We start from the raw sequence: 20,434 nt of genomic DNA, 5'->3' as shown, positions 1-20,434 counted from the left end.
CCCTTTCTGTATCTATTTTCCTAGAAATTGATTAGTGCTATTATACCATATTTCAGATGTTACCAGAAAAAGCAAATGCCACATAGACGCTAAATCTGTCCACATAGGCAAAAGCTCTTGCCAGAGGTCGTAAAATAGTGTTTAATAAAGGTGTACAAGAAGTGATCACAACTTTGTATGAAATATAAGGAGAGAAATTTATGAAAGTAGAACTACAGATTAAGGAGACTTACGAGGAGGAAAAGCTGATTGTCCAAACTCCTCAGCCGACCGAAAAAGTCCAGAAAGTCATCGAGTTCGCTGAAAATCTTGACCAAAAAGAAACAATCAAAGGTAAGATTGATGATCAGGTCTATCTAATTAAGGTTAGTAAGATTCAACGCTTCTATATCGAGAATCGCAAGGTTCTAGCAGAAACTGCATCTCAGACCTATACCATTGATTTGCGTCTCTATCAAGTTCTTGACATTCTGCCGACCACTTTTATCCAAATTTCCCAATCAGAAATCGTTAATATTGACGCTATCTCTCATCTCAAGCTCACGCCCAATGGTCTGGTTGAAATTTTCTTAAAAAATGAAAGCTTCACCTACTCTTCACGCCGTTACCTAAAAACCATCAAGGAGAAATTAGAACTATGAAAAAACAAAACTTTCACGATGCAGCTGCTGGTGTACTTATCGGCCTCATCCTCTCTATCCTTTTTTCACTCATTTACGCACCAAATACCTATGCCCCACTAAGCCCCGAGTCTCTTATCGGCCAAGTGATGGTTCAACATCAGGTTCATGGTGCCCTGGTCTTGCTCTACTGCACGATTATCTGGTCAGCTATCGGCGTTCTCTTTAGCTTTGGCAGCCGCTTATTCAATCGTGACTGGAGCCTGCTCCGTGCCACACTTTCCCATTTCTTCCTCATGCTGGCTGGCTTTGTTCCACTAGCAACTCTGGCTGGTTGGTTCCCCTTCCACTGGACCTTCTATCTCCAGCTTATTCCAGAGTTTGCAATCGTCTACCTCATCATCTGGGTCATTCTCTATAAAAGAGAAGCAAAAAAAGTAGACCACATCAATCAACTCTTGGCTCATAAAAAGTAATAGAGAAAAATCCCACTCACAAAAATGTGAGTGGGCTCTTTTTATAACTTTTGTTTGAGCTCAACCAAGACATTCATAGCCTGCATCGGTGTCATATTGTAAACATCCAGTTTAGCTAATTTTGCTAGGATAGGATGCTCTGCAGGGGTATCAAAGAGTGACATCTGTTCAGTAACAGCACTTGTTTCTCTCATTGGAGCAGGACTTTCCGTCCCTTGATTCTCCAGTTGAGTCAATATCTTATCCGCCCTTGATAAAAGTTTTGCTGGTAAGCCAGCAATCTTAGCAACGTGGATACCGTAGGATTTGTCAGCTGGTCCTGGTTCGATCTTGTGAAGGAAGGTAACCTGCCCATCCTGCTCCAAGGTCGCCACATGGACATTGACCAAGTGTTCCAAACTGGACTCCAGACTGGTCAACTCATGGTAGTGGGTCGCAAAGAGGGTTTTGGCTCCGATATGTTCATGAATGTATTCGATGATGGACTGGGCAAGAGCCATCCCATCATAAGTTGCAGTTCCGCGTCCCAATTCATCAAAGAGAATCAAGGAGTCCTTGGTCGCATGCGAAATGGCATTGTTGGCCTCTATCATCTCCACCATAAAGGTTGATTGACCTGAAACCAAGTCATCTGCTGCTCCGATACGAGTAAAGATGGCATCGAAGATAGGCAAATGGGCGCTTTCTGCCGGCACATAAGAACCCATCTGAGCCATCACCGCCGTCATAGCTAACTGGCGCATGTAGGTAGACTTCCCGCTCATGTTGGGTCCCGTAATTAGTTGAATGCTGGTATCTTCTGACATCTGGATATTGTTTGGAATGTAGGTCTGCGCTCCCATAACCTTTTCGACGACCGCATGGCGTCCTTTCTGGATAGCGATTTGTGAATCGTCACCAAACTCAGGTCGAATCAAATGCTGGGTTTCAGCCACAACTGCGAGACTTTGCAGGACATCAACTGTCGCAATTCCTTGGGCTAGAGCCTGCAAACGCTGGATGTACTTGCTGACTTCCTCACGGATGCGCATAAAGATTTCGTACTCTAGGTTGGCTGACTTTTCACGCGCCTCCAGCATATCTCCCTCGATACGAGCTAATTCCTCAGTTCCAAAGCGTTCTGAGTTTTTCAGCGTTGCCTTGCGGAAAAAGTGGGCTGGCACATTTCCCAGTTGCGAATTGGTCACATGGAAATAGTAGCCATCTTTTTTGTTGTAGTCAATCTTGAGCGTACTGATACCAGAGTTTTCTCGTTCCTTAGCCTCAATCTCAGCAATCCAGCTGGTCCCTTCTCTAAGTACTCGACGGTATTTATCCAAGGTCTCATCAAATCCCGTACGGATAATGCCTCCTTCCGTAATCACATGAGGAGCTTCAGGGGCAATCGCTGCGCTAATCAAACTCTCTAACTCTGGAATGGCATCCAATTGTGCGATGAGATAAGCTAAAGCAGGCTGCTCCATTCCCTCTAAAATCGCTCGAATCCGTGGCACACTAGATAAGGTAGTCGCCAGTTGCAAGAGATCCTTGGGATTGGTTTTGCCAAAAGAAACTCGACTAGCCAAACGTTCGATGTCATAAACACCCTTGAGGCTATCCGTTAAATCGCTGCGCTCAAAGAAGTGGTCAAGAAAGACTTGCACCACGTCTTGACGTTGGATGATTCGCTCCTTATCAATCAAAGGACGATGGATCCAAGAACGCAAGAGCCGCATTCCCATAGCTGTTTTGGTTTCATCTAAAAGCCAGAAAAGACTGCCTTGCTTCTTACCTGAACGGGCATTCTCAACCAGATCCAGACTAGCCTTGGTCGCATAATCCATCTGCAAGAAATCTTTGATTTCATAGCGGATAACTGGTTTGAGATGGTTCAATTCCCGCATCTGGGTTCGGTGAATATACTGGAGGAGCTTACTAGCTGCTGCTTGCTCCACAGCTGCCAGTCGTGGATCCAGTAAATGGACATCCTCAAAGCCTTCCTTCTCATAGGAAAGCACCAGATTCATCTGACGGCTGAGGATTTGTTCTTCTTCTTCAGACAAGTCATAACCCAGCACCACTTCTCGCGCCTTGAGATTGCGAATTTCCCCACAAACGAGAGTGAAATCCAAAAGCCCCGTCACATAAAAGTCACCCGTCACCAGGTCCATATAAGCCAGACCAAACTGATTGCCATCACGATCTAAGGCAACCAAGAAATTATTCTGACTATCGGGCTTACTGCTATCAACTACTGTCCCTGGCGTAATAACCTGAACCACCTCTCGCTTGACAACCCCAACCGCTTGTTTGGGATCTTCCATCTGCTCGGCTATGGCTACCTTATAGCCCTGCTCAATCAGAACATCGATATACTGCTGGGCAGAATGATAGGGGACGCCCGCCATAGGTATCGGATTTTCTGCATTTTTATTCCGACTCGTTAAGGAAATTTCTAAAATTTGCGCTGCATTAATTGCATCTTCATAGAACAACTCGTAAAAATCACCCATTCGAAAAAGCAAAAAAGCATCTGGGTATTGTTTCTTAATATCCACATACTGTTGCATGCCGGGTGATAGCTTTTCTGTTGCCATTTTTCGTCTCTCCTTGCTAAAAATAAGTCTTGAGAGCAACTCCCAAGACCTTATTTATCTTTCATCAAATCTAGCAAACGATCTTCCATCAGCTTGGCAACGTGCTGGTCTCGACAAATAACCAATAAGGTATTAGCACCAGCAACCGTTCCTAAAATCCATTCATCCTTGTTTGCATCTACAATGTTTGCTAAGACTGCAGCTTCCCCAAGTTTGGTATGAAGTACCAAGGTGAACTCTGCTCTTGCAACACCTTCTAAATGATGAGACAAAAACTCAACTAAATCAATCTTATCTGTCTCATTTGCTAGTACATAATACACCATATCATTTTTCTTAACCTTGGTCAAGCCGATTTCACGCAAATCACGTGACAAAGTCGTTTGTGTCACATAAACATTACGAGCTTCTAAACGATCTTGAATCTCTTTTTGTGTCCCAAGTTTTTCTTCGGTGATCATCTTTTTAATCAATTGATGCCGTTCTCTTTTTCTCATATTATCCTCTTAAGTGAATATTTATAACAAATTTTACATTTATTTTATAACTATATTATACCAAAAAAACTAGATAATTCAAAAAAATTCTTTTCTTTCTCAAAAAATGTAGTAAATTGTGTTAAAATAGTAAAAAAGCCCAAAAGGAGCCCTTATGAATACAAAAGAATTGATTGCTAGCGAGTTGGCTAGCGTCATTGATAGCCTGGACCAAGAGGCTATTTTAAATTTACTGGAAACACCTAAAAACTCAGAAATGGGAGACATCGCCTTCCCTGCCTTTTCTCTAGCAAAGGTCGAGCGTAAAGCTCCGCAAATGATTGCAGCAGATATTGCTGAAAAAATCAATAGTCAAGCCTTTGAAAAGGTTGTTGCTACAGGACCTTACGTCAACTTTTTCCTTGATAAATCTGCTATTTCGGCTCAAGTATTACAGGATGTTATTACTGAGAAAGAGCACTATGCTGACCAAACCATTGGCAAGCAAGAAAATGTCGTTATTGATATGTCTAGTCCCAACATCGCAAAACCATTCTCTATTGGGCACTTGCGTTCAACAGTTATCGGAGATAGCTTGTCACATATTTTCCAAAAAATCGGTTATCAAACAGTCAAGGTCAATCATTTGGGAGACTGGGGCAAACAGTTTGGGATGCTGATTGTCGCCTACAAGAAATGGGGAAATGAGGAAGCCGTTAAAGCGCATCCAATCGATGAACTTCTTAAACTCTACGTTCGCATCAATGCTGAAGCTGAAAAAGATCCTAGCTTGGATGAAGAAGCACGCGAATGGTTCCGCAAACTGGAGAATGGAGATGAGGAAGCCCTCGCTCTCTGGCAATGGTTCCGTGATGAAAGTTTAGTGGAATTCAACCGCCTTTACAATGAATTGCAAGTTGATTTTGACAGCTACAACGGGGAAGCCTTTTACAATGATAAGATGGATGCTGTTGTAGACATTCTCGCTGAAAAAGGACTTCTTGTTGAGTCAGAAGGGGCTCAAGTTGTCAATCTTGAGAAATATGGAATTGAACATCCAGCCCTTATCAAGAAATCTGATGGTGCAACTCTCTATATCACACGTGACTTGGCTGCAGCCCTCTACCGTAAAAAGGAATACCAATTTGCAAAATCCATCTATGTTGTTGGTCAAGAGCAATCTGCCCACTTCAAACAACTCAAGGCAGTACTACAAGAGATGGGCTACGATTGGAGCCAAGACATTGTCCATGTTCCGTTTGGATTGGTAACAAAAGAAGGGAAAAAACTCTCTACTCGTAAAGGAAATGTCATCTTGCTAGAGCCGACTATCGCTGAGGCTGTTAGTCGTGCCAAGGCCCAAATCGAAGCGAAAAATCCTGAGTTAGAAAATAAAGACCAGGTTGCCCACGCTGTTGGAGTTGGAGCTATCAAGTTCTATGATCTTAAGACCGACCGTACAAATGGATATGACTTCGACCTTGAGGCTATGGTATCCTTTGAAGGGGAAACTGGACCTTACGTTCAATACGCCTACGCTCGTATCCAATCTATCTTGCGCAAAGCCGATTTCAAACCAGATACAGCTGGCAACTACAGCCTGAATGATGCTGAAAGCTGGGAAATCATTAAACTACTCCAAGACTTCCCACGTATTATCAATCGTGCAGCAGATAACTTTGAACCTTCTATCATTGCGAAATTTGCGATTAGTCTGGCTCAAGCTTTCAACAAGTACTATGCACATACACGTATCCTAGATGAAAGTCCTGAGCGCGACAGTCGTCTGGCCCTCAGCTACGCAACCGCAGTCGTCCTCAAAGAAGCTCTTCGTTTGCTCGGAGTAGAAGCGCCGGAGAAGATGTAAATCGCCAAAGTTACTTGATTGCAGAGCAATCTAAGTAACTAACGCCAAATCCTATTCGGACTTTGGCTAGGCGCTTCACTAGTCATGGTCCCTAAATATAATCGATTTAGAGCCCATGACGTCGTAACCAGTACGAATTGCCTAAACGCTTCACTAATTCACCTAACCAAATAATATCGATTTGGTTAGGCTCATGTCGTAATCTTTTAAATTACTTGAAAACAATCTGAAAGATTGAGGCAAAATAACATTTATATTTTGTTCGGCCTTGCAGCTATTCAATAAAACAATTTATTCACTTTTACTATTTCTTTATCATACTGGGAGATACCTTATGAGTCAATATGCTTATATCCTCGTTATAATTAGCTTGGTTTTCCTTTTTCTGCTCAATAAGTACGAGAAGGAAAGACTTCAAAGACTCTACCAAGAGCAACTCTTGAAGGACGAGACATTTAGGTCTGACATCAAAGAGAAAATTCACACGACTGAAAATATCAATGATGTCATTGCACATATCAATAAAACTTACCATCTGGGAATGTTGCTCTCAAAAGACGTCACAGATCAATTGAAATAATCAAAATCCGAGAAGAAAGCTTCTCGGATTTTTTAGGCTTACCATATTCTCCTTGGAGAAATTTCATTAATGCATGTAAAGTTTTCTGTAATTTTCTATATTTTTTCAAAATATTCTTGCATTTCTTTTAAGTTTTTTGTAGAATAGTAGCTATCTATTCAGATTATTCTGAAAATTCAAAAATAGGAGCGTTTATTATGTCACAAGTTACGTCATCAAACCAGTCAACCTGGGCAAGCAAACTAAAGGCAATGGGGCCAGGAATCCTAATGGCTTCTGCTGCCGTTGGAGGTTCTCATATCGTATCCTCTACTCAAGCTGGTGGTTCTTATGGTTGGTCACTACTCCTCTTGGTTATCTTGGCCAATGTTTTTAAATATCCATTTTTCCGTTTTGGTGCCGAATATACTGCCGACACTGGTAAAACCTTGGTAGAAGGCTATGCTGAAAAAGGAAAAATCTATCTCTGGATTTTCTTTGTCCTCAATGTCTTCTCTGCTATGGTCAATACAGCTGGAGTCGCTATCCTTTGCTCAGCCATCATCGCTAGCGCCTTCCCAATGATTGGACTTAGCATCACTCAGTGGTCCCTTATCCTTGTTGCAGTCATTTGGGCCATGCTACTCTTTGGTGGCTACAAACTATTAGATGGTATGGCAAAATGGATCATGTCTGCTTTGACCATTGCAACTGTTCTTGCAGTTATCATTGCAGCAATTAAACATCCAGAATACAGCTCTGATTTTATCGAAAAGACACCTTGGCAAATGGCGGCCCTCCCTTTCATCGTTTCCCTCTTAGGATGGATGCCTGCTCCTATTGAAATTTCAGCCATCAATTCACTCTGGTCTGCTGAAAAGAAAAAGACCGTCAACTTTAATACAGCGGACGCTCTTTTTGACTTTAATGTTGGTTACATTGGAACTGCTATCCTAGCTGTATTCTTCGTGGCACTAGGAGCACTGATTCAGTATCCTACCGGGCAGGCAGTTGAAGCTGCTTCAGCTAAGTACATTTCTCAGTTTGTGGGTATGTATGCCTCTGTTCTTGGAGAATGGTCCCGTTATTTGATTACCTTTATCGCCTTTCTCTGTATCTTTGGAACGGTCATCACCGTTATCGATGGTTACTCTCGTGTCAATCAGGAATCGCTACGACTCTTGATTCGTCAAAAAGAGGATACTCGTAAATCTTTGAACATCTGGATGACCATTACCGCTATCATTGGTATCGTAATTATTAAATTCTTTGCTGGTCAAGTTTCTACCATGCTCCGCTTTGCCATGATCGGATCTTTCCTAACAACACCATTCTTCGCTCTTTTGAACTATGTATTGGTGACACGTGAGAATAAAAATCTTCCTTCTTGGCTAAAACTCCTCGCTATCGCAGGATTGATTTTCCTCTTTGGCTTTGCTATTTTCTTTATCTATGCACTTGCCATCGGAAAAGCAGGATAGTTTATAAAATGGCACCCTTACGGGGTGCTTTTTGCATACACGAAAAGCAGTTGAAAATCTCAACTGCCCCTCAGTACTACTTTATTTCTCTGTTTCTAACTCATACAAATCCGCGATAATTGCTGCGACCTTTTTAATATCTCCCAGCATACCACGCATTTCAAAGTCTGCTAGAACGGGGAAACCAAAACGCTGGCTGTACTGCTTGGCTGTCAGGCAGTATTGATTGTTAAAATTGCGATTACCGGAACCCACTACCCCAAAACACTTACTAGCATTGTCTCCATAGGCGATAAAGTCGCCCACTGGAGTCGTAAGAATCTCAACATCGCCGTTATCGACACCATTTCCACCTTCCAGATAGGTCGGCAAGAAAGCGACATAGGGATGTTCCATTTCAAAGAATTCTTGGCCTTCCTTGACCAAATCCTTGATATGGATTTTTTGGACCTCAATTCCCTCATACTGAGACAAGAGATAGTCCTTGAGTCGGGTTACAAAACTCTCTGTATTCCCACTCAGACTGATATACACTAGGGATATTTTTTTCATGTTGACCTCGATTTTTTGTTTACGATTTAAAAAGAACTACCAAGATTGTAACTTGATAGTTCTTTTTTGTCAATACTTAGGCAACTTCTTCTGCTTCGACTTCTTCGGCCAAATCTTTTTGTTGGCGCCACATCTTGTAAAAGACTAAGGCTAAAAAGAGAACATTGATAATGATGAACAAAATATTCGTTCCTTGTGCAAATGCTCCCATTCCTAAGCCGAGAGTAGTATCTTTGATTAATTGAACCGCATCTTGAACGTTCATATAGCTATAAACCAAACCAACAATCGCTAGTAAAAGATAGCCAAGATAAGCATAGTTTGCAAATTGGACGTTTTTACGAACTAAGAACACAAAGGCTACCACAACTAAAATAGCAGATAAAACAATCAAAACTACATTAAAAATTGAGTGCGATGATGCTGTTACTTGGTAAGTATAGTTAACCGTGTCTTCTATTTGCTGGGCAGTAAGCGTCCCGCTATTCGCCAGGCTCGCACGAAGAACATCTTTACTTGGCAATGGACTCAAGATTCCAAATAATGACATAGATGAAATGAGGGCTGATAGGACTAACAAAACCCAAAGATAAATAGGATTCTTTTTCATGTTTTCCTCCATAAGATATTTTGAACATTATAGCATTTTTTGTACAGGAATACAACTTTTACAAGCTGGTTTCAACTTGTTTCCGATAAGCTTTCGGTGATTTTCCGCACAATTTACGGAAAACCTTGTAGAAATATCCAACATTACTGTAGCCAACTGCATAGCAAATATCTTCGATGCTATCACTGGTCGAAAGTAAAAGTTGCTGCGCTGCTTTTATTCGCTGTTTATTGAGCAATTCCGCAAAGGTTGAGTTGGTTTCCCTCTTAATCAGCTGACCGAGATAGACAGGATTGATAAAGAGATCCTTGCTAATATCCTTAAGTGAGAGCTCTTTCTGATAATCACGCCCAATCACCTCCAGAACACTCACCACATTTTCATTCATGCGGTACTGGCCAAAGAACTTGGTCAAGGTTTCTTTGATATAGGCAACCAATTCTTCAAAGGTGTTAATGGCATGGATAGCTTTGACAATCTCGGTCATATCATCTGCTTTTAGGTGTTCAAACAAATGAAAGACATCCATGACAAACTGGGTGAAGAGCTGCTTTGTGATGGCCACGCGCGGGGTATTCTCCAAGACGACCTTCTCTAGCAGGGTTAATTCTTCGATGATTTGATTGATATTCCCTTGGATAATCACCCGATAAATCGGCTCGTAATAAGCAAACAAACTCTCGGATTTTTCTAGATTGACAGAACCGTAGAAGAGGGCTTTTTCAGCGTTGATCTTCCAATTCTCAAAGGACTGCTGGTAGGGTGCTTCAAATGGTGTCACGATGATGCCATCGAGCGGTTGATCAGAGATGAAAATCTGCCAGTCTTGCCCCAAAACATAGTAAGGAATGGTAAACGAACCCTGCTTTTCCTTGGATAGACCAATCCACCAGCTGTCTTTACCTGACAGGTAGTTTGTAAATCCTGTCTCATCCAATTCTTGACTGAGGGTCTGACTTTGCTCCACTTTTTCCTGAAGCTGTTGCGCAATCTTTTCTAGTAAATTACCCAACTCCACCTTGTCTACTGGCTTAACCAGATAATCCACGACACTAAGGTTCATGGCTTTTTTGACGTACTCAAACTCCTGATAACCAGACAGCAAGATATAATAGGTATCTGGAAGTAGCTCTTTCATTTCCCTAATCATCTCAAGTCCGGTCTTATCTGGCATGTTGACATCGGAAATGACCACATCTACTGGATTTTTCTTGACATAGTCCAAAGCATCATCTGCGTGATTAGCTGTCGCGACGACTTGCATATCCCATTTTTCAAAGGGGATTAATCGCTTGAGCCCCTCTGTCACCATGTACTCATCGTCTACTAATAAAACTTTATACATTTCTACCCTTTCTATTCATCCTGGATAGTGATATGGTAACGAACACCTTCTTGCTCAGCTGACTCTACACTGATTTGGTAGCGATCCCCAAAGTAGAGAACAAAGCGTTCGTGTACATTTACTATTCCAATTGATTGCCGCTCCCCACTATAGCTTGCCTCGTGTTCAAAACTTCGCTGAGCTAATTTTTCTTGCAAGCTAGCTAGTTTCTCAGCGGGCATTCCTCGACCATTGTCTTCCACTAGGATTTCAACGAAGCCTTGGCCCTTCAAGGATTTAATACTGATGACATTATCCGTTCTGCGATGGTCAACACCATGGGCAAAGTAGTTTTCTACTAATGGTTGGAGTGTAAATTTTGGAATCCTCATTTCTTCCAATTCTGGTTCAATCTTGAAACCATAAGCAATGGATTTAGGATAACGCACCATACAGAGATAGCTATATTTTCGGCAAAATTCTAACTCCTGCTTCAGGGTCGTTTCCCGCTCGTCGGAGATATTGTTGCGTAACAAGCTACTAAATTCATAGATAATATCTGCCAGTTCATCCTGACTTTGCATGACGGCATACATCCGTAAAAACTCTAGAGTATTGTACATAAAGTGAGGATTGATTTGAGCCTGCAGGGCTCGCATATTGGCATCTTTTTGGCTGAGCTCTAGCTGATAGATATCATGGATATTTTTTTCCAGGCGATCCAACATATCATTGGTTGTTTCTGCAATGAGAAGCAACTCTTGGTCTTTTTCAGAGGTATCGATTCGAAGGCCTTCTTCTCCTTGAGCAATCACCTCGATCGAATCTACTAGGTCTACGACCTGCTTTTGGTAATTTGAAAAAGTCTGTCTAAGGGTCACGTACAAAATAATGATAAAGAGAATACTTAGCCCAATAATGACAGCTGAACTCGTCAAAGTTCCTGTAAGAACAAAATTTTTAGGAACAGCGACTCGAACCTGATAAGCATGAGAGGTGACACCCACAAACCAGTTTTCTCGCTCGGCTGAGACCTTCTCCCCAATATGGAACATCTCGGTCTCAAAAGGCGAAGTTACTGTTACAGCCATTGGGATATGACCCCGAGTATTGTCAATAGCGCCATGTAAAACATCCGGGGATAGGGAGATATAGATCACTCCTAAATCCTTGTCAGACACAGGATCGGAAACAGGAATGGCAAAACTATTGGCTGTTGGCTTAAAATCCTCCGCAGGAATTTTCTCTCCACTGCGTTTTTCTCTAGTCGAAACATACACTTCCTTGTAGTCCTGAAGAACAATAGCCACTCCAGTCACAAAATCATTCCGAACATAGAGATCATCAATATTTTCATACAGAGAAACAGAGATATAAGGCGAAGTTTTACGCTCTAATTGCCAATAGAAATAGTCTGGTGTGCTGAGACTGAAATACTTGTAAATTCCTTCGATACGGGCCTGATTTTCAACCAAAGACTGAGCAAGTTGGGTTGACTCTCTGTGATAGTATTCCACTTCACTCACTGTCCGAGTGGTCACACGTTCTGCAACCCGTTGGGCCTCTTTCTCACGTGAATCCCAGTCAGCATACGATAGCATAATCGCAAAACTGGCAATGACCACGATCATGACCAAACTATAAATCCGTAAAAGAGAGTGAAGCCAAAACTGCTTCATTCTATTTTGTCGCCAATTTTTCATGGATACTTTCATAAATAGGTTCCAACATATCACTGATAAAGAAATGCCACATTCCAATTCCTACAAAAAAGAGCAAGGCAGGCATATAATAACCAACTCCTACAAGGAGAGCAGACCCGAGTAAAACCTTGGCAATCGCAGGTAAGCTCATAAAAATCCCTATAAGGGACAGTTTCAAGGTATTTTGGTAGGATAAATCAAAGTACACCTGAAGTTTCAAGGAAACAGTATAGGCTAGAAAGACAAGAGCAACTACAAGGACATTGAGAAAGGTCGCCAAGAGGTGGAAAATCGTCTGGTGGGGCAATTGAACTAGAAGGTATAAACCATAAACTAGGACAAGATCCACAAACACAAAACTATAGAAAGCCAGATTACTCTTGACAAAATTGCTCTTATACAATTCCCAAGCTTCCTTCAAATGGTATGCTCGATAGGTATAACCATGTTCCGCATACAAACTCATAAGAGTTGCACTAGCTGGGGCCAAACCAAAGACCACTCCTCCTGCTAGTGTTAATAGCCAGAAATAAGCCGTCGCCATCATTCCCAAAAAGATACGATTAAAGACGAATTCTAGAAATTTTCCCATGCTACTCTCCTTAAACTAACGATGTAACTATTATATCATATTTCAAGCGTTTTCAAAAATATAGAACTCCCATTTACAATCCTCAAAAAGCGTGATACAATTGGTTTTGTTAATTCGCATCAAGGAGATTCTCATGAAGAAAAATATCTTAACCACCCTCTTAGCCGCCGTCCTCTACTTTCTCTGTGTAGGGATTGGAGTCTTCCTAGGACACCTGGTCGATCAAACAGGCAATATGTTCTACGCGCCTGCCTTTTCTGCCCTTGTCGGTGGCAGTGTCTATATGCTTCTTTTGGCGAAGGTCCCTCGTTTTGGTGCTATCACCACTCTAGGACTTTTTATGGCACTTTTCTTCCTAGCTAGCAAGCATGGCGCTGGTGCCTTTCTCCCAGGACTCGCCTGTGGTCTTGCAGCAGATGCCATCGCTCGTCTCGGAAACTACAAAGACCGAATCAAAAACACCCTCTCCTTCCTCGTCTTTGCTTTTAGCACAAGTGGCCCTATCTTCCTCATGTGGATCCGTCCCAAAGCTTACGTGGCCACCTTACTTGCGCGTGGGAAATCCCAAGAATACATTGACCGTATCATGGTCGCTCCAGAGTTAGACAAAATCCTTCTCTTTGTTTCAAGCATCCTCCTAGGTGCCTTGTTTGGGGCTGTGGTTGGGCAATTTCTAAGTCAAAAAACAGCTGATAAACTATAAGATAAAAGCCCTGAAGACTAGCAATGCCTAGCTCCAGGGCCTTTTTGTATACAATCTTAAAATTCACTATAGATAAATTCTTGAATATTCGAAAAATCGGTCACAAAACAGTAAACCACGATGCTCAAGATAACCGTATAGAAAAATAGTGTCCACAAGATTAAACGATGTGTGTTAGTTAGCTTGGTTTGCAAATTTGTAAAGTTCTTTTTCAACTTCCATCCATCCTTTCACTCCAACGTGCATCACGTCAAATAAAAAGTAATCATCATACTCTCTGTTTCCATAGTTTAATACGGTTGCACCATGGCTTTTTGCGACATCTTCTATTTTTTTATAAGTTTTTTCTCGCATATCTCTTGAGACTCCTGTGTAGTCGTTCCATTTCCCGTTTACTGGGAAAATAATAACCTCAACTTCAATGCCCAATTCTTTAGCAACCGTCAAGAAAAGTTCCATATCTGAATATTCTGGTGACTCTAGGTAGCTCAAATCTTTATTGGAATCTTTCAGCGATGCATAGCGATCTTTTAAGTAAGTATTGTAGTAGTTATTATCAACAGCATAGTCATTATTGTCTGTTTTCTTTTTGACCTCTTCCACAAACTGATCCGTCATCTTTTCCCAATCATAGTCTGGGGTTTTGTCTCCTAGTGAAGGATAATCTGATTTCTCATGATTTTCATAAAATTTTCGTTTGAGCTTAAAGGAATACATCGCGTTATCTAACTCTAATAGTTTTTTATCAACAATGGTTCCTTTTCCATCTATGAAATAACTTTTGTATTTTTTGTAGATGTCGTTTTGTTGCTTGTTCCCCTTGGTAATCTCGATAATGCGATTGATTAGTTTTTCTTTCGTTTCTTTACTAATCTTGTCATTATCTAGCATGTGGAAAATATGTTCCTGAGAGGCCTTGTTCAAAAAAGCATCTTGATGGGTCCCATCTTTTTCAAACCACTGAACCGACTCTACTATAGCTACTTTTCGCTTACTCATAGCTCCTTCAATAGAAGCTAAAGTAGAAGCCTGAATGATGTTTTGAGAATAACTGGTCCCAATCTGCATGATATTAAAATCGTTGTAGTTAAAAATTTTATTTGGATGATAGTCTTCATTTATCGTCGCAACCAATTCTGAGGAACCCATTAGAACCAGTGTATTGGGGGTGATATTGCTTGTTAGAATATCTCTACTTTTATACTTTTCATATGAGGTATTGTAACGAATACTGTTATCCTCGACTTTATAATAATCATCAATCGTCTTGACATACGTCACATTTAAAAGGGCAAGCGTCGCAATTACGAGCACAAGCGATAGTAAAAATGCTTTTAATTTAATCATCTCGTTTTATCCTATCCCTTCGATCTGTCTGATTTCTTCTCAATCTCTTATCTCTTTAAAGTCGTCAGTAAGATTTTATAGGGTTCACCTGAAAAGATAAAGAAACCAACCATAACCAAATTCATGGTCACAAACCAACTTAGTAGCTTATACCATTTTTTGTTTTTATTTTTCTTATAAAAATTGCTTTTCTTTTGATACACTTCAAATCCAGCCATCAAGACACCATGGTAAAAACCATAGACAATGTAACTAACACTGAGACCATGCCAAAAACCCATGACCAACATATTGACCATATAGGCATAGGTTGCATTGTGTAGTCTATTTTTAAACCATTTTTTCCTGATAACCTGCATCAATACTCTTGAAAATACAAAATCTCTCAACCAGGTCGACAAGGTGATATGCCATCTGGTCCAAAAATCCTTGATATCGACACTCAAGAAAGGTTTGTTAAAGTTCATCGGTGTCTGAATACCTAGAATGTTACTACTTCCAACGGCCATTAGACTATAGCCTGCAAAGTCAAAAAACAGATACAAGGTATAGAGGTACATATACTTGATTGAATAAACGACTATGTCCGTATTATTTAGAGCGAGTAACATCTGGTAAACATAGGTTGATAAAACAATCTTGTAAAGGAGGCCTAGAACGATACGATACACACCGTCCCCTGCTAATTCTAGATACTCTTTTCGTGGCATGACCTCGTTCATCTCTTTTAAAAATCTCCTACTCCGATCAATTGGACCAGCACTAACTGTTGGGAAAAAGAGCAAAAACTGTAGATAATCTTTTGCACTGATTTTTTCTTTGATTAAGCCATCCGATATCTCTAGCATGATCTGAATGGTCTTAAAGGACATGTAAGAAATTCCAATAAAGGCCAACAAATGCAGAGAAGTCAGGGCAAAGACTTTATTGATTACCAAAGGAAGAATGGAAAGGAAAACCAGTGATTTCAGCCACTTTGCCTCTATCCGCTGTGCTAGAAAAACCAGAAAATACTGGTAAACAATAAAGACGAGCAAATAGACAATCATCGCTCGACTCTTACCATAGATAGCTCCTGCAAATAAGAGGGAGAGCGCCAAAATATAGTAGTCTTTACGTTTTTCAAAAAAGTTTACCACAAAACCAATCAGTAAAACTACAAATAAGAGAAGGAAAAACTCATTCCCCTCAAAATAATTCATACCAGCCAAACTCCTTTACATTATCATCTCTTCTACAGCAAACTTTCTGATTTGCTAATTGGAGACCTTTATTTATTATAGCATATTTCTAAAAAGAAGCTTTATCCTTCTTGCATTTCGGTGAGAAAACAAAAAGGAGTCCCGTTGAACTCCTTCCATTTATTTATGACTTAGTTTCTTGGTCAAGAAATCTCCCAAGAACTGGATTGTAAAGATAATCAAAATGATAATGATAGTCGCCAAGATGGTCACATCGTGATTGTAACGGTTAAATCCATAAGCGATGGCTACGTTACCGATACCACCAGCACCAACTGCTCCCGCCATAGCTGTTTCCCCAACAAGGGAAATCAAGGTCACAGTCGTCACACGAATCAAATCTGGAAGACCTTCTGATAGGTAAACACCCACGATGTCCCAGAAGGTCGCTCCGCTCGCTTGAGCCGCCTCAATGACACCACCATCTAACTCAGCCAAGACAACCTGCACCTGACGGGCAAAGAAGGCAAAGACTGCAAAAGAAAGGGGGACAAGGGCTGCATTTGGTCCGATACTCGTCTTCACAATCAAGTGAGAAAGTGGCGACATGATTGCCAAGAGGATGATGAAAGGAACTGCACGGAAAATGGAGGTAATCTTGTCTAAAATCCAGAAGATAACCTTATTTTCCAAGACACCACCTGGCGCTGTCAAGACGAGGAAGAGACCTGCTACCAACCCCAAGAACCCTCCGATGATGAAAGAAAGAACTGTCATATAAAGAGTTAGGTAGATAGCCGTTCCCCAGCCTGCCTGACCAGCCCAGCCCATCTTGTAGACATTTGGTAAATAGGTTTGAATCAATGAGTCCATCTTACTGTCCTCCCTTCAATACTTTTAACTGCACACCAGCCTGACGAATGGCATCTTGAGCACCTACTAGCGCTGCTTTTCCCCCTGACAAGACCACAACCAATTCTCCAACAGGAGTGCCATCGAGAATTTCGATATTTCCATAGAGGATATTGGCCGTTACTTGGTAATGTTTGTACAATTCATTCAAAAGTGGTTCGTCTGTCGAAGCCCCTGCATACTTGAGCTGCACTAAGATACTGTTCTCAGATAGGTACTCTACGATTTCTTGCTTCTCAATCTTGACCATGGCTTCATCAATACCTGTGGCAGTTGAGATAAAGTCCTGGGTCAAAGGTTGTTTAGGGTCTGAGAAGATTTCAAGGACACTGCCTTCTTCAATCAAACGGCCATCCTGCATGACCGCCACACGGTTGGCAATGTCTTTGACAATCTGCATTTCATGCGTAATCAAGACAACGGTCAAGCCTAATTTTTGGTTCAAATCTTGTAGCAAGGCCAAAATCTGCTTAGTTGTCTTAGGGTCAAGGGCAGACGTTGACTCGTCTGAAATCAAGATTTTTGGATCATTTGCCAAGGCACGCGCAATGGCCACACGCTGTTTTTGCCCTCCAGATAGTTGTGAAGGGTAGTTTTCAGCACGATCCGCCAAGCCAACCAAGTCCAACAACTTAGCTACTTTAGCTTTCTTTTCTTCCTTGCTGAGTCCAGAGTGTTTGAGGGCAAAGGCTACATTTTCCTCTGCTGTCTTTTGACTCATCAGGTTAAAATGCTGGAAAATCATCCCAATGTCTTGACGCTTACGACGCAACTGCTCTGCTGTCAAGGTCACTCTGCCGTTAAAAATAACGTCGTTATCAATGGTAATTTTCCCAGCAGATGGCTTTTGCAAGAGGTTAATCACCCGTACAAGGGTTGATTTCCCTGCTCCAGAATATCCAACGATTCCGTAGATATCCCCTTCTTGGATGTGAATAGTCACATCCTTGACCGCTGTGATGGTTCTCTTCTTTTGGTGAAAAGTCACATCAATCTGATCTAACTTGATAATATCTCTACTCATAGCTTCTAATCAGCTCCTCTACTAATTCAATATGGGTGTAGTAATCGGCGATTCGCACGTTTTCATCTCCACCATGGTCTCGGCTATTTGCATTTCCTAGACCGAAAGCCACCATTGGCACCTCCAGGGCGTCAAAGACCGTATGCATAGGCCCTGTCCCCGCTGTGGTAGGCAAGACTGATACGCCCTGTGGATAGAATTTCTTGGCCAACTCGATTACGTTGAGAATGGCTGGCGCGCTCATATCGCTTCGATAGCTCATCTCTCCCAAGGTATAGTATAATTCTACCTTATCAAAGCCATTTTTGTCTAGCTGTTTCCAAATTTTTTCCAGAACATCATGCGGTTCTAGGCCAGGAACCAAACGAACCTCAAGCTTAGCACTGGCTTCTGCTGGCAAAATCGTTTTAACTCCTTGCCCTTGATAACCTGACTGAATCCCTTCGATATTAAGGGCTGGCTCGAAAAAGAAACGTTTTAGAAAGGCTGCACGATCCTCTTGTAAGAGAGGCAATTCCAAACCATAAATGCGACTAATTTCCTCAGGATTGCGTTGGGCATAGGTATCTACCAAGGCTAGTTCTCGTTCATTTGGCTCTTGAACATTCTCGTACAAGCCTTCTACCAAGATACGACCATCTGCAGCGCGCAGGCTACTTAGAGCCTGTAGGAGATACCAAGGTGCTGACTCCACGACACCACCATAACTCGAGTGGATATCCACATCCGCACTTTTCACCTTAGCATCAAAGGTTACAATTCCCTTGTTTCCGCCAGAGATTTCCAGCTGTTCCAAGGCGTTCTTTGTTCCTTGTTCCCAGACTAGCAAGTCCGCTCCACGAAGTTTGTCTGCGTGTTTCTCTAAATACTTATCTAGATCCATGGAAGCAGACTCCTCTGCCCCTTCCATGATAAAGCTGATATTGACAGGCAGGTCATCATGGTGCTGCATATACTTTCTCAAAGCACTCAAACGAGCTGTGATGTGGCCTTTGTCGTCGTCAACCCCACGCCCATACATAAAGCCATTTCGCACAGAAAGGGTAAAAGGATTCTCTGTCCACACCTGGTCGCCATCCGCTGGCACGGTGTCATAGTGATTATAGAAGATCAAGGTCTTGGCATCCGGACGCGAACTCTTGAAATGCGCCATGACAAAGGGAGCCGTGTAGCTCTCATCAATCTCCACTTCAGCCCCTACACGCTTGAAAATCTCACCCAGATAGTTTGCGACTTCCTTGAGTCCAACCTGTTGGGCAAAGACGGATTTCTTGGAAATTAAGGTGCGTAAGACTTCGAAATAATGTTGGGCCACATGATCCTTCTCAAATTTTTCAATCTGCTCTTGTTCGCTAGGAAAAACCATTTTCTCTCTCTTTCTACTACGTACTTGTGTCCCTGGAACAACCACAAGTGCCTCTTTAAAATCAACTCTCTATACAAAAGCAAGAGGTGGAAACTCTCTCCCACCTCCCTGTGTCTTATTACCAAACTGGTTGGTCCAAACCGTCTGATGTTTCTTCGATAACTTTTTTCACTTCATCAGTGTGGTAAGCTGCGATAATTTTCTTGATGGCATCAGCCTTAGGTGATGATTCCCAATCTTTTTTCGCAACGATGATGTTGTACCATTGTTTTGAGTTTTCATCAGCTTGTTCTTTGAAGAGTGCTTTCTTGTAGTCCAATTTTGCTTCTGTAACGAAGGTATTGTTTACAACGGCAGCATCAACTGATGACAATGAACGAGCTGTTTGGCTAGCGTCCAATTCAGTAATCTTCAAGTTCTTTGGATTTTCTGTGATGTTAGCAACTGTTGCAAGTGCAGTTCCAGAAACATCCAATTTGATCAAACCAGCTGATTGAAGCAAGTAAAGCGCACGGCTTTCGTTTGTTGCATCGTTTGGTACGGCGATTTCACCGTTATCTGGGATTTCTTCCACTTTGGTGTACTTGTTTTCTTCCCCATTTTTACCTGAGTAAAGGCGGATTGGTGAGATGTACGTATCTGCAATCGCTACAAGATCTTTCCCGTTTTCTTTGTTCCAGTTGTTCAAGAAGTTGTAGTGTTGGAAAGCGTTCAAGTCTACTTCGCCATCAGCAGTTGCCTTGTTTGGTTGTGAATAGTCTGTGAACTCTGTGAATTCCAATTTAATTCCATCTTTTTCAACCAATTCTTGAATTTTATCCCAACGCGCTTCTTCAGAACCGCTACGGTTAACTGTTGCAATTTTAACTACTGTTTCGTTGTCTGCTTTCTTTTCTGAATTTCCGCAAGCTGCAAGAGCCAAACCTGCAACTGTAGCAAGAGCTGCTACACCGAGCCATTTTTTAATTTTCATGATTCTTTCTCCTTTAAAAATAATACCGTAATAGTATCTCATACTTTATTTGATTTAGCAAATTGTTATTAGATAGGCAGACATATAGTTTG

The 20,434-nt window shown here is 41.6% G+C and carries 19 protein-coding genes; 6 read left to right on the top strand and 13 right to left on the bottom strand.

The window, feature by feature from the left end:
- Positions 1-200: 200 nt before the first annotated feature.
- Positions 201-641, top strand: a complete 441-nt coding sequence (locus tag B7723_RS07065; RefSeq protein ID WP_084850013.1) for a LytTR family DNA-binding domain-containing protein — start codon at positions 201-203, stop codon at positions 639-641.
- Entirely contained in the window at positions 638-1,096 is a 459-nt protein-coding gene (locus tag B7723_RS07060; protein ID WP_084850014.1) for a DUF3021 domain-containing protein, read from the top strand. Before B7723_RS07065 ends, B7723_RS07060 begins: the two co-directional genes overlap by 4 nt.
- Positions 1,097-1,137: 41 nt before the next feature.
- Here B7723_RS07060 and mutS read toward each other — a convergent pair whose 3' ends face one another.
- Both mutS and argR read right to left on the bottom strand, forming a co-directional pair.
- Positions 1,138-3,672 carry a DNA mismatch repair protein MutS gene (gene mutS / locus B7723_RS07055; RefSeq protein ID WP_084850015.1) on the bottom strand — a complete coding sequence of 845 codons (2,535 nt, stop codon included), beginning with the start codon at positions 3,670-3,672 and terminating at the stop codon, positions 1,138-1,140.
- A 50-nt stretch (positions 3,673-3,722) separates the two neighbouring features.
- Positions 3,723-4,169 carry an arginine repressor gene (gene argR, locus B7723_RS07050; protein ID WP_001231483.1) on the bottom strand — a complete coding sequence of 149 codons (447 nt, stop codon included), beginning with the start codon at positions 4,167-4,169 and terminating at the stop codon, positions 3,723-3,725.
- A 154-nt stretch (positions 4,170-4,323) separates the two neighbouring features.
- On the opposite strand from argR, the gene argS reads away from it, so the two are divergent.
- From argS to B7723_RS07035, 3 genes are all read left to right on the top strand, one after another.
- On the top strand, positions 4,324-6,015 hold the full coding sequence (argS, locus tag B7723_RS07045) for an arginine--tRNA ligase (protein ID WP_084850016.1): 1,692 nt from the start codon (positions 4,324-4,326) through the stop codon (positions 6,013-6,015).
- A 334-nt stretch (positions 6,016-6,349) separates the two neighbouring features.
- Positions 6,350-6,595, top strand: coding sequence for a MarR family transcriptional regulator (locus tag B7723_RS07040; RefSeq protein WP_084850017.1), 246 nt, complete (start codon positions 6,350-6,352; stop codon positions 6,593-6,595).
- Between the two features lie 197 nt (positions 6,596-6,792).
- Entirely contained in the window at positions 6,793-8,055 is a 1,263-nt protein-coding gene (locus tag B7723_RS07035) for an NRAMP family divalent metal transporter (protein WP_084850018.1), read from the top strand.
- 81 nt (positions 8,056-8,136) lie between these two features.
- On the opposite strand, the gene nrdI is transcribed toward B7723_RS07035, so the two are convergent.
- The 5 genes from nrdI to B7723_RS07010 all read right to left on the bottom strand — a co-directional run bounded on the left by nrdI (position 8,137) and on the right by B7723_RS07010 (position 12,836).
- A complete protein-coding gene (gene nrdI / locus B7723_RS07030; protein ID WP_000724244.1) occupies positions 8,137-8,607 on the bottom strand; it encodes a class Ib ribonucleoside-diphosphate reductase assembly flavoprotein NrdI in 471 nt (156 codons plus the stop codon).
- 76 nt (positions 8,608-8,683) lie between these two features.
- Entirely contained in the window at positions 8,684-9,217 is a 534-nt protein-coding gene (locus B7723_RS07025; RefSeq protein ID WP_084850019.1) for an ABC transporter permease, read from the bottom strand.
- Positions 9,218-9,275: 58 nt separating this feature from the next.
- Complete coding sequence (locus B7723_RS07020) at positions 9,276-10,562, bottom strand: response regulator transcription factor (RefSeq protein ID WP_084850020.1); 1,287 nt, start codon at positions 10,560-10,562, stop codon at positions 9,276-9,278.
- An 11-nt stretch (positions 10,563-10,573) separates the two neighbouring features.
- On the bottom strand, positions 10,574-12,244 hold the full coding sequence (locus tag B7723_RS07015) for a sensor histidine kinase (RefSeq protein WP_084850021.1): 1,671 nt from the start codon (positions 12,242-12,244) through the stop codon (positions 10,574-10,576).
- Positions 12,222-12,836, bottom strand: coding sequence for a YesL family protein (locus B7723_RS07010; RefSeq protein ID WP_000514466.1), 615 nt, complete (start codon positions 12,834-12,836; stop codon positions 12,222-12,224). The genes B7723_RS07015 and B7723_RS07010 overlap by 23 nt, the downstream gene beginning before the upstream one ends.
- 133 nt (positions 12,837-12,969) lie before the next feature.
- Here B7723_RS07010 and B7723_RS07005 point away from each other — a divergent pair, with 133 nt between their 5' ends.
- Complete coding sequence (locus B7723_RS07005) at positions 12,970-13,539, top strand: MptD family putative ECF transporter S component (protein WP_084850022.1); 570 nt, start codon at positions 12,970-12,972, stop codon at positions 13,537-13,539.
- 174 nt (positions 13,540-13,713) lie between these two features.
- Here B7723_RS07005 and dltD read toward each other — a convergent pair whose 3' ends face one another.
- The 6 genes from dltD to B7723_RS06975 form a co-directional block, all read right to left on the bottom strand.
- Positions 13,714-14,886, bottom strand: a complete 1,173-nt coding sequence (gene dltD / locus B7723_RS07000; RefSeq protein WP_084850023.1) for a D-alanyl-lipoteichoic acid biosynthesis protein DltD — start codon at positions 14,884-14,886, stop codon at positions 13,714-13,716.
- 47 nt (positions 14,887-14,933) lie between these two features.
- On the bottom strand, positions 14,934-16,088 hold the full coding sequence (gene dltB, locus B7723_RS06995) for a D-alanyl-lipoteichoic acid biosynthesis protein DltB (protein ID WP_084850024.1): 1,155 nt from the start codon (positions 16,086-16,088) through the stop codon (positions 14,934-14,936).
- 159 nt (positions 16,089-16,247) lie between these two features.
- Positions 16,248-16,940 carry a methionine ABC transporter permease gene (locus B7723_RS06990; protein WP_084850025.1) on the bottom strand — a complete coding sequence of 231 codons (693 nt, stop codon included), beginning with the start codon at positions 16,938-16,940 and terminating at the stop codon, positions 16,248-16,250.
- Position 16,941: 1 nt separating this feature from the next.
- A complete protein-coding gene (locus B7723_RS06985; RefSeq protein WP_084850026.1) occupies positions 16,942-18,003 on the bottom strand; it encodes a methionine ABC transporter ATP-binding protein in 1,062 nt (353 codons plus the stop codon).
- Positions 17,996-19,369 carry a M20 family metallopeptidase gene (locus tag B7723_RS06980; protein WP_084850027.1) on the bottom strand — a complete coding sequence of 458 codons (1,374 nt, stop codon included), beginning with the start codon at positions 19,367-19,369 and terminating at the stop codon, positions 17,996-17,998. The genes B7723_RS06985 and B7723_RS06980 overlap by 8 nt, the downstream gene beginning before the upstream one ends.
- Before the next feature lie 118 nt (positions 19,370-19,487).
- Complete coding sequence (locus B7723_RS06975) at positions 19,488-20,342, bottom strand: MetQ/NlpA family ABC transporter substrate-binding protein (protein ID WP_000694527.1); 855 nt, start codon at positions 20,340-20,342, stop codon at positions 19,488-19,490.
- Positions 20,343-20,434: the final 92 nt, after the last annotated feature.

This window comes from Streptococcus oralis subsp. oralis (assembly GCF_002096435.1).
GTDB classification, from domain to species: domain Bacteria; phylum Bacillota; class Bacilli; order Lactobacillales; family Streptococcaceae; genus Streptococcus; species Streptococcus oralis_AA.
This window is presented reverse-complemented; position numbering and strand designations above follow the sequence as displayed.

Bases quoted from the DNA above. Each gene is read 5' to 3' on its own strand.
- nrdI (WP_000724244.1), bottom strand. From the start codon at position 8,607: ATGAAAAAAATATCCCTAGTGTATATCAGTCTGAGTGGGAATACAGAG.
- B7723_RS07065 (WP_084850013.1), top strand. From the start codon at position 201: ATGAAAGTAGAACTACAGATTAAGGAGACTTACGAGGAGGAAAAGCTG.
- argR (WP_001231483.1), bottom strand. From the start codon at position 4,169: ATGAGAAAAAGAGAACGGCATCAATTGATTAAAAAGATGATCACCGAA.
- B7723_RS07035 (WP_084850018.1), top strand. From the start codon at position 6,793: ATGTCACAAGTTACGTCATCAAACCAGTCAACCTGGGCAAGCAAACTA.
- B7723_RS06975 (WP_000694527.1), bottom strand. From the start codon at position 20,342: ATGAAAATTAAAAAATGGCTCGGTGTAGCAGCTCTTGCTACAGTTGCA.
- B7723_RS07040 (WP_084850017.1), top strand. From the start codon at position 6,350: ATGAGTCAATATGCTTATATCCTCGTTATAATTAGCTTGGTTTTCCTT.
- B7723_RS07015 (WP_084850021.1), bottom strand. From the start codon at position 12,244: ATGAAAAATTGGCGACAAAATAGAATGAAGCAGTTTTGGCTTCACTCT.
- B7723_RS06990 (WP_084850025.1), bottom strand. From the start codon at position 16,940: ATGGACTCATTGATTCAAACCTATTTACCAAATGTCTACAAGATGGGC.
- B7723_RS07010 (WP_000514466.1), bottom strand. From the start codon at position 12,836: ATGGGAAAATTTCTAGAATTCGTCTTTAATCGTATCTTTTTGGGAATG.
- B7723_RS06980 (WP_084850027.1), bottom strand. From the start codon at position 19,369: ATGGTTTTTCCTAGCGAACAAGAGCAGATTGAAAAATTTGAGAAGGAT.
- mutS (WP_084850015.1), bottom strand. From the start codon at position 3,672: ATGGCAACAGAAAAGCTATCACCCGGCATGCAACAGTATGTGGATATT.
- argS (WP_084850016.1), top strand. From the start codon at position 4,324: ATGAATACAAAAGAATTGATTGCTAGCGAGTTGGCTAGCGTCATTGAT.
- dltD (WP_084850023.1), bottom strand. From the start codon at position 14,886: ATGATTAAATTAAAAGCATTTTTACTATCGCTTGTGCTCGTAATTGCG.
- B7723_RS07025 (WP_084850019.1), bottom strand. From the start codon at position 9,217: ATGAAAAAGAATCCTATTTATCTTTGGGTTTTGTTAGTCCTATCAGCC.
- B7723_RS06985 (WP_084850026.1), bottom strand. From the start codon at position 18,003: ATGAGTAGAGATATTATCAAGTTAGATCAGATTGATGTGACTTTTCAC.
- B7723_RS07020 (WP_084850020.1), bottom strand. From the start codon at position 10,562: ATGTATAAAGTTTTATTAGTAGACGATGAGTACATGGTGACAGAGGGG.
- dltB (WP_084850024.1), bottom strand. From the start codon at position 16,088: ATGAATTATTTTGAGGGGAATGAGTTTTTCCTTCTCTTATTTGTAGTT.
- B7723_RS07060 (WP_084850014.1), top strand. From the start codon at position 638: ATGAAAAAACAAAACTTTCACGATGCAGCTGCTGGTGTACTTATCGGC.
- B7723_RS07005 (WP_084850022.1), top strand. From the start codon at position 12,970: ATGAAGAAAAATATCTTAACCACCCTCTTAGCCGCCGTCCTCTACTTT.